Source organism: Streptomyces sp. NPDC085481 (genome assembly GCF_044541845.1).
GTDB lineage: Bacteria > Actinomycetota > Actinomycetes > Streptomycetales > Streptomycetaceae > Streptomyces.
The window spans coordinates 407,610-420,479 of record NZ_JBITTJ010000001.1 but is presented as its reverse complement, the minus strand read 5'-3'; the positions used below and the strand labels follow the sequence as shown (position 1 = coordinate 420,479).

Genomic DNA, 12,870 nt, shown 5'->3' with positions numbered 1-12,870 from the left:
TTCACATGGCTGATCGTGTAGACGGGGCACCCCTCGGGTGCCCGGACGGCACCCCCGGGGGTGCCCGGACGCCTGCCGAGTACGCCACAGAAGAGAGTCCCCATGTCCTGGCTGTCCAGATTCAGCCTCGCGCAACGGGCCCTGATCGGGCTGATGTCCATAGTCGCGCTCGTCTTCGGAGCGATCGCGATCCCGCAGCTGAAGCAGCAGTTGCTGCCCTCGATCGAGTTCCCCGTGGTCTCGGTCCTCGCCCCGTACCAGGGTGCCTCTCCCGACGTGGTGGAGAAGCAGGTCGTCGAGCCGCTCGAGAACGCGCTCAAGTCCGTCGACGGCATCAAGGGCGTCACCTCCACCGCCTCCGAGGGCAGCGCCGTCATCATGGCCTCCTTCGACTACGGCGACGAGGGCACCAAGCAGCTGGTCGCCGACGTCCAGCAGGCCGTGAACCGGGCCCGCGCCCAGCTCCCGGACACCGTCGACCCGCAGGTCGTCGCCGGCTCCACGGACGACATCCCGACCGTCGTCCTCGCCGTCTCCTCGGACAAGGACCCGCAGGCCCTGGCCGACCAGCTGGAGCGGACGGTCGTCCCGGTCCTGGAGGACATCGAGGGCGTCGGCCAGGTCACCATCGACGGCGTCCAGGACCTCCAGGTCTCCGTCACCCCCGACGACAGGAAGCTCGCCGCGGCCGGCCTCACCTCCGTGAAGCTCGCCGAGGCCCTCCGCAACGGCGGTGCCACCCTCCCGGCGGGCTCGTTCTCCGAGGCGGGCAAGAGCCGCACCGTCCAGGTCGGCGGCGGCTACACCTCGCTGCGGCAGATCCAGGACCTGCGGATCAAGCCCGAGCGGGGCAAGGCGGTCCGCCTCGCCGACGTCGCCACGGTGCAGCAGGAGGAGTCCCAGCGGGTCTCCATCACCCGCACCGACGGCAAGCCCAGCCTCGCCGTGATGGCCACCATGGACAAGGACGGCAGCGCCGTCGCCATCTCCGACGCCGTCCAGGACAAGCTGCCGAAGCTCCGCAAGGACCTCGGTGCCGGCGCCGAGCTGACCGTCGTCTCCGACCAGGGCCCGGCCGTCGCCAAGTCGATCTCCGGCCTCACCACGGAGGGCGCGCTCGGCCTCGTCATGGCCGTCCTCGTCATCCTGGTCTTCCTGGCCTCCCTGCGCTCCACCCTGGTCACCGCGGTCTCCATCCCGCTCTCCGTGGTCCTCGCCCTGATCGTGCTGTGGACCCGTGACCTCTCGCTCAACATGCTCACGCTCGGCGCGCTCACCATCGCCATCGGCCGGGTCGTCGACGACTCGATCGTGGTCCTGGAGAACATCAAGCGGCACCTGGGCTACGGCGAGGAGCGCGAGGCCGCGATCATCACCGCGGTCCGCGAGGTGGCCGGCGCCGTCACGTCCTCGACGCTCACCACGGTCGCCGTGTTCCTGCCGATCGGTCTGGTCGGCGGCATCGTCGGCGAGCTGTTCGGCTCCTTCTCGCTGACCGTCACGGCCGCACTCCTCGCGTCCCTGCTGGTCTCGCTCACCGTGGTGCCAGTCCTGTCGTACTGGTTCCTGCGCGCCCCCAAGGGCACCTCGGAGGATCCGGAGGAGGCCCGCAGGCTGGCCGAGGAGAAGGAGAACAAGAGCCGGCTGCAGCGTGGTTACGTGCCGGTGCTGCGGTTCGCCACCCGGCGCCGCTTCACCAGCGTGGCCATCGCGCTCGTCGTCCTGGTCGTCACGTTCGGCATGGGCGGCCTGCTCAAGACCAACTTCTTCGACCAGGGCGAGCAGAAGCTGCTGAGCATCAAGCAGGAGCTGGCGCCCGGCACCAGCCTCGGCGCCTCCGGCGAGGCCGCGAAGAAGGTCGAGAAGGTCCTCGCCGAGACCGAGGGCGTCAAGGACTACCAGGTCACCATCGGCTCCTCCGGCTTCATGGCGGCCTTCGGCGGCGGCACCGGCTCCAACCAGGCCTCCTACCAGATCACCCTGGAGGACTCCGCCTCGTACGAGAAGACCCGCGACGCGATCGACACGGCGCTCGGGAAGCTCGACGGCATCGGCGACACCACCATCGCCGCGGGCGACGCCTTCAGCAACCAGGACCTGCGCGTGGTCGTCAAGGCCTCCGACCCGGAGGTCCTGAAGAAGGCGGCGGACGCGGTCAAGGCCGGCGTGGCGGAGCTGAAGGACGTCACCGACGTCCAGAGCGACCTGTCGCAGTCCATCCCGCGGGTCTCGGTCAAGGCCAACGCCAAGGCGGCGGACGCCGGCTTCGACGACACCACCCTTGGCATGATCGTCGCCCAGGCCGTGCACGGCACCCCGACCGGCAAGGCGATCCTCGACGACACCGAGCGGGACGTCCTGATCACCTCGGCGAAGCCGGTCACCACCCTGGCCGGGCTGAAGGCGCTGCCGCTCGGCCCGGTGAAGCTCGGCGACATCGCCACCGTCGAGCTCGTGCCCGGCCCGGTCGCCAAGACCCGCATCGACGGCGCCCGGGCGGCGACCATCACCGCCACCCCGACCGGCGACAACACCGGTGCGGTGAGCTCGGCGCTCCAGACCAAGCTCACGCAGATCAAGCTGCCGGAGGGTGCGACCGCGACCATCGGCGGCGTCTCCGAGGACCAGTCGGACGCGTTCCTCAACCTGGCCCTGGCCATGCTCGCGGCCATCGCGATCGTGTTCATGCTGCTGGTCGCGACGTTCCGGTCGCTGGTACAGCCCCTGATCCTGCTGGTCTCGATCCCCTTCGCGGCGACCGGTGCCATCGGCCTGCTCGTCGCCACCGGCACCCCGATGGGCGTCCCGGCCCTCATCGGCATGCTGATGCTCATCGGCATCGTGGTCACCAACGCCATCGTCCTGATCGACCTGATCAACCAGTACCGGGCCCAGGGCCTGGGGGTCGTCGAAGCGGTGATCGAGGGCGGCCGGCACCGGCTGCGCCCGATCCTCATGACGGCCCTGGCGACGATCTTCGCGCTGCTGCCGATGGCGCTCGGCGTCACCGGCCAGGGCGGCTTCATCGCCCAGCCGCTGGCCGTGGTGGTGATCGGCGGTCTGATCACCTCGACGCTGCTGACCCTGCTGCTCGTCCCGACGCTCTACGCGATGGTGGAGCTCCGCAAGGAGCGCCGCGCGGCGAAGAAGGCGGCGAAGCGGGCGGCGAAGGCCGGCGACGCGCCGGTGCCGCCGCAGGCGAAGGAGCCGGCGGGCGTCTGACCCGTACGGCACCCGCGGCATGACGAAGGGGCGCCCCGCGATCACGCGGGGCGCCCCTTCGGCGTACGGAGCGGAGAACCGTTACGGCAGCGCCAGCATCCGCTCCAGGGCGAGCTTGGCGAAGGCCTCGGTCTCCTTGTCGACCTCGATCTGGTTGACCAGGTTGCCCTCGGCCAGCGACTCCAGGGTCCACACCAGGTGCGGCAGGTCGATCCGGTTCATGGTCGAGCAGAAGCAGACCGTCTTGTCGAGGAAGACGATCTCCTTGTCCTCGTCGGCGAATCGGTTCGCCAGGCGGCGGACCAGGTTCAGCTCGGTGCCGATGGCCCACTTCGAGCCGGCCGGGGCCGCCTCCAGGGCCTTGATGATGTACTCCGTCGAACCCACGTAGTCCGCGGCGGCGACGACCTCGTGCTTGCACTCGGGGTGGACGAGCACGTTCACGCCCGGGATCCGCTCGCGCACGTCGTTGACCGAGTCCAGCGAGAAGCGGCCGTGCACCGAGCAGTGACCCCGCCAGAGGATCATCTTCGCGGCGCGCAGCTGCTCGGCGGTCAGGCCGCCGTTCGGCTTGTGCGGGTTGTAGACCACGCAGTCGTCCAGGGACATGCCCATGTCGCGGACGGCGGTGTTGCGGCCCAGGTGCTGGTCCGGCAGGAAGAGCACCTTCTCGCCCTGCTCGAAGGCCCAGTCCAGGGCTTTCTTCGCGTTGGACGAGGTGCAGATGGTGCCGCCGTGCTTGCCGGTGAAGGCCTTGATGTCGGCGGAGGAGTTCATGTACGAGACGGGCACGACCTGCTCGGCCACGCTGGCCTCGGTGAGCACGTCCCAGCACTCGGCGACCTGCTCGGCGGTGGCCATGTCGGCCATCGAGCAGCCGGCCGCGAGGTCCGGCAGCACGACCTTCTGGTCGTCGGTGGTCAGGATGTCCGCCGATTCGGCCATGAAGTGCACACCGCAGAAGACGATGTACTCGGCCTCCGGCTTGGCGGCCGCGTCGCGGGCGAGCTTGAAGGAGTCGCCGGTGACGTCGGCGAACTGGATGACCTCGTCGCGCTGGTAGTGGTGCCCGAGGACGAAGACCTTGTCCCCGAGCTTCTCCTTGGCGGCGCGGGCACGCTCCACCAGGTCCGGGTCGGAGGGCGACGGCAGGTCGCCGGGGCACTCCACGCCGCGCTCGCTCTTCGGGTCGGCCTCGCGGCCGAGCAGGAGGAGGGCGAGCGGCGTCGGCTGGACGTCCAGGGGCTGGGCGGTGGTCACGTCACGCACCCTTTCTACGGTGAGCCTCGAAAAACCTTTTCGTCGAAATGACGCTATCTATCATAACCGCTTCACGTCACTTTGACGATGGCCATAGTGTCGATGTGACGAGTTCGCGCTCCGCTCGCTGGACAGGGTGTGCGAGCATGAAAGGGAAAGACACGCCTCGGCCCGGAATGAATCCGCGGCCCCGCCGGTTGCAACCGTCGGCAAGCAGTCTCCGTACCAACCCGGGAGAGAAGCAGATGTCCGTATCGGACGAGAAGACCACTGTCAGCGACGGCATTCTCCTGTCCGACGCCGCCGCGGCGAAGGTCAAGGCCCTCCTCGACCAGGAAGGCCGCGACGACCTGGCGCTGCGCGTCGCCGTTCAGCCCGGTGGCTGCTCCGGCCTGCGCTACCAGCTGTTCTTCGACGAGCGCTCGCTCGACGGCGACGTCGTCAAGGACTTCGGCGGAGTCAAGGTCGTCACCGACCGCATGAGCGCCCCGTACCTGGGCGGCGCGTCGATCGACTTCGTCGACACCATCGAGAAGCAGGGCTTCACGATCGACAACCCGAACGCCACGGGCTCCTGCGCCTGCGGCGACAGCTTCAGCTAAACGTACGTACGCCGGAGGGCGGCACCCGGGACCGACCCCGGGTGCCGCCCTCCCGCGCGTTCTCACACGGCCGCGTTCTCACACGGCGGCTACGGCCGGGGGACGGCCTGCCCGCTCGCCCCGTCCACGACCGGACGGTCGCCGAGCGGCTGCTGCAGCGTCACCGTCTTGGTGATCTCCACGGCGATCGCGATGCAGGCCCTGCCCGGGTCGTTCGGCGTCTCCTTGATCCGCACCGTGACCTGCTGCGGGGTCTCCTGCGCCGTCACCGCGTACGTGCTGCACACGCCGCCCCAGAAGGTCACCGACAGCTTGCGCCCCTCGGCGTCCGTACGGAACGAGGAGATCTGCCGCTCGGGAGCCGTCCCCACGTCGGGCGTGGGAGAGGGCTTCTCCGTCGGCGCCAGGTACGCCGGCGCCACCGCCGTCTGCGCCACCGTGTACGGCTTCGTGCCCGGCTTGCCCTGCGCCTGGAACAGCCACGCCGGTACGAGCACCTGCTCGCCCTCCACGTACTGCGCGGCCAGGCCGAACGTCGCACCCGTCACCGTCACCCGGTCCGGCGGCGCGAGGTCCACGATCGACTGGCAGGGCGCGGTCGGCGGGGTGGCCGGCCGGGGCGCGGGCTTCTCGGCCGTGTCCGCCGGCGGATCGGTCGCGCAGCCGCCGATCCCGATCGGGCCGGTCCCCTTCGACGCCTCGTTCAGAGCGTCCAGCGCCTTCCGGGCGCCGATCACCGGATACGTGTCGTCCTTCGCCGGCTCCAGCAGCCGGCCGCTCCCCGCGACCAGCGAGCCGTCCGGCCCGACGTGGATGCCGGTCGACCAGCCGTACGTCGGAAGGCCGCCCACCACCGGGTCGGCGTTGACCACCCGCACCGAGCCGTTCATCACCTGGCTCGCGTCCAGCTTCGCGTCGTCCTGGCCGATGGCCTTCAGGACCGGCGCCACCGCCGCCTTCGCCGCGGCCTCGCTCACCGGGGAGCCGCCGCCCGGGGGCTTGCCCTCTCCTGGGGGCGGGCAGGCCTTGCCCTTCAGGCACGTGTCGCCCGCCGGGCCGCCCTGGTACACGCTGAGCGTCCAGCTTCCCGGCGCCTTCGCCGAGACGTCCAGGCGCAGCCCCGTGGCGTCCTTCTCCGGGCCCAGCTGCCACACCTCGCCCACCAGCCGCGGGGTGCCCGCGATGCCCAGGGCCTCGGCCAGCCGGGTCACCTCCGCCGAGGTGACCCGGCCCTCGGGCCGGTGGACCGCGGCCAAGGAGGGCCCCTCGGGGAGCGGTCCCTTGGCCTTGTAGACGGTCCCGTTCGGACCGCCGCCCGGGTCGGGCTCCCCCGGCGCGATGCCGGGACCCGGACCGCCACCCTTGTCGCTCAGGCTCAGCGGCGGGGGAGCGGCGGGCGCGTCCTGGGCGCCGCCGCCCCCGCCGGAGGCCGTGGTGGCGTAGTACACACCGCCGCCGCCGGCCAACAGCACCCCCGCCGCCACCGAGGCGACGAGGAGCGGGCCGCGCTTCCTGGGCCGGTTCTCCGTACTGCTCACCGCACGCTCCTCCAGACCATGGCATCCCTGCGGAAGACACCCATGGGACGGAAGCGGCGCGCGATCGGTTCCGCCCGTCAGGCTCCGTACTCGGGGGTGGCCGCGATCAGTCTGGCCGAAGCGGCCGGCACGTCGACGCCGTGGATGAGCGCGGGGGAGACCGGAGCGGCCGCGGGCTCGGCCGGAGTCACCCAGTGCGGGGCCATCCGTGCACTGTCTCCGCACAGCTGCGCAAGGCTGAATTCGGACTCCTGAGGCTCACGGGGAGCGGGGTACTGGGTCATGCGCGCACCGTACGCACGCCGGGTGTCCGGGGAAAAGACCTACTCTGGGGTAGTTTCCGCTGTTCGGCATGCGCCGCCGCACCCGGTAGCGTGAACTGTCATCACCGTCCCTCCCGCAGGAGCGTCCAGCCGTGCGTATCGCAGTCACCGGCTCCATCGCCACCGACCACCTCATGACCTTCCCGGGAAGGTTCGCCGACCAGCTCGTGGCGGACCAGCTCCACACGGTCTCCCTGTCCTTCCTCGTCGACAACCTCGACATCCGGCGGGGCGGTGTGGGTCCGAACATCTGCTTCGGCATGGGCCAGCTCGGCGGCAACCCGATCCTGGTGGGAGCGGCCGGCTACGACTTCGACGAGTACCGCGGCTGGCTCGACCGGCACGGCGTCGACACCGCCTCGGTCCGCATCTCCGAGGTCCTGCACACCGCCCGCTTCGTGTGCACCACGGACAAGGACCACAACCAGATCGGCTCCTTCTACACCGGCGCGATGAGCGAGGCGCGGCTGATCGAGCTGAAGGCCGTCGCCGACCGCGTGGGCGGGCTCGACCTGGTGCTGATCGGCGCCGACGACCCGGAGGCGATGCTGCGCCACACCGAGGAGTGCCGCACCCGCGGGATCCCCTTCGCGGCCGACTTCTCGCAGCAGATCGCGCGCATGGACGGCGAGGAGATCCGCACCCTCCTCGACGGCGCGACCTACCTGTTCTCCAACGAGTACGAAAAGGGCTTGATCGAGTCCAAGACCGGCTGGACCGAGCAGGAGATCCTGAGCCGTGTCGGCCACCGGGTCACCACCCTCGGCTCCCGCGGCGTGCGCATCGAGCGCGTCGGCGAGCCGGCGATCGAGGTCGGCTGCGCCGAGGAGGACGCCAAGGTCGACCCGACCGGTGTCGGCGACGCCTTCCGCGCCGGCTTCCTGACCGGTCTGTCCTGGGGCGTCGGCCTGGAGCGCGCCGCCCAGGTCGGCTGCATGCTCGCCACCCTGGTGATCGAGACGCTCGGCACGCAGGAGTACACCCTGCGCCGCACCAACTTCATGGAGCGCTTCACCAAGGCGTACGGCGACGAGGCCGCCGCCGAGGTCCAGGCCCACCTGTCCTGACCCGCACGACCTCCTTCGCCGGAGCCCCGGGCAGCCCGCCCGGGGCTCCGGCGCGTCAGGAGACCCTGCGCACGACGTACGCCGTGCCGCCCTTCGGGGACGGCTCCTCGCCCACGTACTCCTGGCCGCGCATCTCGCACCAGGCCGGGATGTCCAGGCGGGCCGCCTCGTCGTCGGACAGCACCGTGACCGTGCCGCCCACCGGGACCGAGCCGATCACCTTGGCCAGTTCGATGACCGGGATCGGGCAGCGCTTGCCCAGCGCGTCGACCACCAGCGTGCCGCCCGCGCCGGTGGCCGCCGCCGGCTCCGGGGCGCCGAGCCGGTCCCGTACGGAGGCGACCAGGCCCGGGAGCACCGCGAGGAAGCGGTCCACGTCCTCCTCCGCCGTGCCGGCCGGCAGTGACACCCGCACGTTGCCCTCGCTCAGCACGCCCATCGCGCGCAGCACATGGCTGGGCGTCAGCGTCGAGCTCGTACACGATGAACCGGACGAAACGGAGAAACCCTCCCGGTCCAGCTCGTGCAGCAGCGTCTCCCCGTCGACATAGAGACAGGAGAACGTCACCAGATGTGGCAGTCGCCGCACCGGATCGCCCACCACCTCCACGTCCGGCACGAGCTCCGGCACCCGCGCCCGGATCCGGTCGACCAGCGTCCGCAGCCGCGCCCCCTCGGCCGCCGCCTCCGCCCGTACCGCCCGCAGCGAGGCCGCCGCCGCCACGATCGCCGGCAGGTTCTCGAAACCGGGCGCCCGCCCCGACTCCCGCTCGTCAGCCGGACCTTGCGGGGCGAACCGGACACCCTTGCGTACGGCGAGCAGCCCGACCCCCGCCGGGCCGCCCCATTTGTGCGCGCTCGCCGCGAGCAGCGACCAGCCCTCCGGCACCGGACCCCAGGCCAGCGACTGCGCGGCGTCCACGAGCAGCGGAACCCCCGCCGCCCGGCAGGCCGCCGCGACCTCCGCCACCGGCTGCTCCGTGCCCACCTCGTGATTGGCCGACTGCAGACAGGCCAGCGCGGTACGGGAGTCGAGCGCGGCCCCGAACACCGCCGGGTCCACCGCGCCCGACCGCCCCACCGGCACCTCGGTCACCGAACCGCCCGCCGCCGTGTGCGCCTCGCCGGCGTGCAGCACGGAGGAGTGTTCGACCGCCGACACCACGAGCCGGTCCCCGACACGCCGACGCCCGGCTAGCGCCCCGGCGACTCCCGTGTGAACCGCGCGCGTTCCCGAAGGAGTGAAGACCAGCTCGTCCGGGCGGCACCCCACCGCCTCCGCCGCGGCCTCCCGCGCCGCGTCCAGCAGCAGCCGGGCCCGCCGCCCCTCCCGGTAGAGCCGGGCCGGATCGGCCCAGCCCTCGTCCAGGGCGGCGAGCAGCGCCTGCCGGGCGACGGGGTGCAGCGGAGCCGCTGAGGCGGCGTCGAAGTACGGCATCCGCCCACGCTAACCCCGCCCGGGTAAGTCCCCGTCAGAAGGCCCGCCCGCACCGCCGGTCGGCCCCCTGGAAGCCACCCGCGGAACGCAGGAGTCCACCCCTTCGGGGACTCGGACGGCGCGTTGGGCACCCTCCCCGCGCGACCCCAAATAGCGTCCAGTAGGGTTTGGTCCGCATAAACATCCAAACCCCTGCCCGCGGCCGGGGCGGCGACCGACCAGCGAGACGGACGGCCGTGGCCGACCAACGCGGGCCGAGACTCTCGGGAAGGCGCTACGTGAGTCCCAACGGCTCCGACCGCTCGTCGCGGCGCCCGATGCGGCGGAAGCTGCCGCAGGTGCTGACTGCGGGCCTGATCCTGGCGACAGCCACCGGCTGCTCGTACAACTGGGAAGACTTCCCCCGCCTTGGTATGCCCACCCCGGTGACCGAAGAGGCGCCGCGGATCCTCTCCCTCTGGCAGGGCTCGTGGGCGGCAGCGCTCCTCACGGGCATCCTGGTGTGGGGCCTGATCCTGTGGGCCACGATCTTCCACCGGCGCAGCCGCACCAAGGTCGAGGTTCCTCCGCAGACCCGTTACAACATGCCCATCGAGGCGCTGTACACGGTCACCCCGCTGATCATCGTTTCGGTGCTCTTCTACTTCACCGCACGCGACGAGTCGAAGCTCCTCGAGCTCACCCCGAAGCCGGCCCACACCGTCAACGTGGTCGGCTACCAGTGGAGCTGGGGCTTCAACTACGTCGAGCCGGTGCCCGGTGTGGCCGGCAACGCCAAGACGGACCCGAACCTGGCGGCCATTCCGGACCGGTTCAAGGAAGACTTCCCGGCGAACGCCGGTGGCGTCTACGACGCCGGCATCCCCGGCACGCGGAACCCGCAGACCGGCAACCCGGGCCCGACCCTGTGGCTGCCCAAGGGCGAGAGGGTCCGGTTCGTCCTGACCTCCCGTGACGTCATCCACTCCTTCTGGGTGGTCCCCTTCCTGATGAAGCAGGACGTCATTCCGGGTCACACCAACGCCTTCGAGGTCGTCCCGACCCAGGAAGGCACCTTCCTCGGCAAGTGCGCCGAGCTGTGCGGTGTCGACCACTCCCGGATGCTCTTCAACGTCAAGGTGGTCTCTCCGGAGCGCTACCAGCAGCACCTGAAGGAGCTGGCGGAGAAGGGGCAGACCGGCTACATCCCGTCGGGCATCGAGCAGACGGACCCGGCCAGGAATGCGGAGACGAACAAGCTGTGAGCATCCTCAACGAACCCCACGGGGCAGCCGCGGCTGAGGACTCGTACGAGAACGAGCTCCCGGTACGCCGCAAGCAGCCCGGCAATGTCGTGGTGAAGTGGCTGACCACCACCGACCACAAGACGATCGGCACGCTGTACCTGGTCACGTCGTTCGCCTTCTTCTGCATCGGCGGCCTGATGGCGCTCTTCATGCGCGCCGAGCTGGCCCGTCCGGGCACGCAGATCATGTCGAACGAGCAGTTCAACCAGGCGTTCACGATGCACGGCACGATCATGCTGCTGATGTTCGCGACGCCGCTGTTCGCCGGATTCGCGAACTGGATCATGCCGCTGCAGATCGGCGCGCCCGACGTGGCGTTCCCGCGGCTGAACATGTTCGCGTACTGGCTGTACCTCTTCGGCTCGATCATCGCGGTGGCCGGCTTCCTCACCCCGCAGGGTGCGGCCGACTTCGGCTGGTTCGCCTACTCCCCGCTGTCGGACGCGGTCCGCTCGCCGGGTGTCGGCGCCGACATGTGGATCATGGGTCTGGCCTTCTCCGGCTTCGGCACGATCCTCGGCTCGGTCAACTTCATCACCACGATCATCTGCATGCGCGCTCCGGGCATGACGATGTTCCGCATGCCGATCTTCACCTGGAACGTGCTGCTGACCGGTGTCCTGGTCCTGCTCGCCTTCCCGGTCCTGGCGGCCGCGCTGTTCGCCCTGGAGGCGGACCGCAAGTTCGGTGCCCACGTCTTCGACGCGGCCAACGGCGGCGCCTTGCTGTGGCAACACCTCTTCTGGTTCTTCGGACACCCAGAGGTGTACATCATCGCGCTGCCGTTCTTCGGAATCATTTCCGAGGTCATCCCGGTCTTCAGCCGTAAGCCGATGTTCGGCTACATCGGTCTGGTGGCCGCGACCATCGCGATCGCCGGTCTGTCCGTGACCGTGTGGGCCCACCACATGTACGTGACCGGTGGCGTGCTCCTCCCGTTCTTCTCCTTCATGACGTTCCTCATCGCCGTACCGACCGGCGTGAAGTTCTTCAACTGGATCGGAACAATGTGGAAGGGCTCGCTGTCCTTCGAGACCCCGATGCTCTGGGCCGTCGGCTTCCTGATCACCTTCACCTTCGGTGGTCTGACCGGCGTCATCCTGGCCTCGCCCCCGATGGACTTCCACATCTCCGACTCGTACTTCGTGGTCGCGCACTTCCACTACGTCGTCTTCGGCACCGTGGTCTTCGCGATGTTCGCCGGCTTCCACTTCTGGTGGCCGAAGATGACGGGCAAGATGCTGGACGAGCGGCTCGGCAAGATGACCTTCTGGACGCTGTTCGTGGGCTTCCACGGCACCTTCCTGGTGCAGCACTGGCTGGGTGCCGAGGGCATGCCGCGTCGTTACGCGGACTACCTCGACGCCGACGGCTTCACCACGCTGAACACGATCTCGACGATCTCGTCGTTCCTGCTCGGCATGTCGATCCTGCCGTTCTTCTACAACATCTGGAAGACGGCCAAGTACGGCAAGAAGATCGAGGTCGACGACCCGTGGGGCTACGGCCGTTCGCTCGAGTGGGCGACGTCCTGCCCGCCGCCGCGGCACAACTTCCTCACCCTGCCGCGGATCCGTTCCGAATCCCCGGCGTTCGACCTGCACCACCCTGAGATCGCGGCTCTCGACCAGCTCGAGAACAAGCCTCACGAGGTGGCGGCCCTCAGCGGCGGCAAGGAGGCCGGCAAGTGAAGATCCAGGGCAAGATGTTCATCTGGCTCAGCGTCTTCGTCCTCGCCATGGCGATCCTCTATGGCGTGTGGTCGAAGGAGCCGGTCGGTACGACGGCGCTGTTCCTGGCGTTCGCTCTCTGCATCATGATCGGCTACTACCTGGCCTTCACGGCCCGGCGGGTCGACGCCATGGCGCAGGACGACAAGGAGGCCGACGTCGCGGACGAGGCCGGCGAGGTGGGCTTCTTCGCCCCCCACAGCTGGCAGCCGCTCTCGCTGGCCGTCGGCGGTGCGCTCGCCTTCCTCGCCATCGCGATGGGCTGGTGGATCCTGTACTTCTCGGCACCGCTGATCCTGGTCGGCCTCTTCGGCTGGGTGTTCGAGTTCTACCGCGGTGAGAACCAGAACCAGTAGCAGCACCCCGTAACACCCCGAGGGGCCCGGTCACTTCGTGCGCGAAGT

General features: G+C 69.9%; 10 protein-coding genes. 6 read left to right on the top strand and 4 right to left on the bottom strand.

Annotated elements, in window-relative coordinates; all coding sequences use genetic code 11:
* Positions 1 to 102 precede the first annotated feature (102 nt).
* A complete protein-coding gene (locus ACIGEZ_RS01975) occupies positions 103 to 3,222 on the top strand; it encodes an efflux RND transporter permease subunit (protein WP_399824687.1) in 3,120 nt (1,039 codons plus the stop codon).
* Between the two features lie 81 nt (positions 3,223 to 3,303).
* On the opposite strand, the gene nadA is transcribed toward ACIGEZ_RS01975, so the two are convergent.
* The gene (nadA, locus tag ACIGEZ_RS01970) at positions 3,304 to 4,491 is read right to left on the bottom strand and encodes a quinolinate synthase NadA (RefSeq protein ID WP_399824685.1); all 1,188 of its coding nucleotides are present in this window, start codon (positions 4,489 to 4,491) and stop codon (positions 3,304 to 3,306) included.
* A 236-nt stretch (positions 4,492 to 4,727) separates the two neighbouring features.
* On the opposite strand from nadA, the gene ACIGEZ_RS01965 reads away from it, so the two are divergent.
* The gene (locus ACIGEZ_RS01965) at positions 4,728 to 5,084 is read left to right on the top strand and encodes an iron-sulfur cluster assembly accessory protein (RefSeq protein WP_019885637.1); all 357 of its coding nucleotides are present in this window, start codon (positions 4,728 to 4,730) and stop codon (positions 5,082 to 5,084) included.
* 89 nt (positions 5,085 to 5,173) lie between these two features.
* On the opposite strand, the gene ACIGEZ_RS01960 is transcribed toward ACIGEZ_RS01965, so the two are convergent.
* Both ACIGEZ_RS01960 and ACIGEZ_RS01955 read right to left on the bottom strand, forming a co-directional pair.
* Positions 5,174 to 6,622, bottom strand: a complete 1,449-nt coding sequence (locus tag ACIGEZ_RS01960) for a hypothetical protein (RefSeq protein WP_399824684.1) — start codon at positions 6,620 to 6,622, stop codon at positions 5,174 to 5,176.
* Between the two features lie 77 nt (positions 6,623 to 6,699).
* A complete protein-coding gene (locus ACIGEZ_RS01955; RefSeq protein ID WP_399824682.1) occupies positions 6,700 to 6,906 on the bottom strand; it encodes a hypothetical protein in 207 nt (68 codons plus the stop codon).
* Between the two features lie 131 nt (positions 6,907 to 7,037).
* On the opposite strand from ACIGEZ_RS01955, the gene ACIGEZ_RS01950 reads away from it, so the two are divergent.
* A complete protein-coding gene (locus ACIGEZ_RS01950) occupies positions 7,038 to 8,012 on the top strand; it encodes a carbohydrate kinase family protein (RefSeq protein WP_399824681.1) in 975 nt (324 codons plus the stop codon).
* Between the two features lie 55 nt (positions 8,013 to 8,067).
* Here the strand turns inward: ACIGEZ_RS01950 and ACIGEZ_RS01945 are convergent, their stop codons facing one another.
* Positions 8,068 to 9,450: a cysteine desulfurase/sulfurtransferase TusA family protein gene (locus ACIGEZ_RS01945; RefSeq protein WP_399824680.1), complete on the bottom strand. Its 1,383-nt coding sequence runs from the start codon at positions 9,448 to 9,450 to the stop codon at positions 8,068 to 8,070.
* A gap of 278 nt (positions 9,451 to 9,728) precedes the next feature.
* Between ACIGEZ_RS01945 and coxB the strand changes: the two genes are divergently transcribed.
* Genes coxB through ACIGEZ_RS01930 form a run of 3 tightly spaced genes read left to right on the top strand, consistent with a single transcriptional unit; the run spans position 9,729 to position 12,822 of the window.
* Entirely contained in the window at positions 9,729 to 10,694 is a 966-nt protein-coding gene (coxB, locus tag ACIGEZ_RS01940; protein WP_399824678.1) for a cytochrome c oxidase subunit II, read from the top strand.
* Positions 10,691 to 12,427, top strand: coding sequence for a cytochrome c oxidase subunit I (gene ctaD / locus ACIGEZ_RS01935; protein WP_399824676.1), 1,737 nt, complete (start codon positions 10,691 to 10,693; stop codon positions 12,425 to 12,427). The genes coxB and ctaD overlap by 4 nt, the downstream gene beginning before the upstream one ends.
* The gene (locus ACIGEZ_RS01930) at positions 12,424 to 12,822 is read left to right on the top strand and encodes a cytochrome c oxidase subunit 4 (protein WP_399824674.1); all 399 of its coding nucleotides are present in this window, start codon (positions 12,424 to 12,426) and stop codon (positions 12,820 to 12,822) included. The genes ctaD and ACIGEZ_RS01930 overlap by 4 nt, the downstream gene beginning before the upstream one ends.
* Positions 12,823 to 12,870: the final 48 nt, after the last annotated feature.

Bases quoted from the DNA above. Each gene is read 5' to 3' on its own strand.
- ACIGEZ_RS01975 (WP_399824687.1), top strand. From the start codon at position 103: ATGTCCTGGCTGTCCAGATTCAGCCTCGCGCAACGGGCCCTGATCGGG.
- ACIGEZ_RS01965 (WP_019885637.1), top strand. From the start codon at position 4,728: ATGTCCGTATCGGACGAGAAGACCACTGTCAGCGACGGCATTCTCCTG.
- ACIGEZ_RS01955 (WP_399824682.1), bottom strand. From the start codon at position 6,906: ATGACCCAGTACCCCGCTCCCCGTGAGCCTCAGGAGTCCGAATTCAGC.
- ACIGEZ_RS01945 (WP_399824680.1), bottom strand. From the start codon at position 9,450: ATGCCGTACTTCGACGCCGCCTCAGCGGCTCCGCTGCACCCCGTCGCC.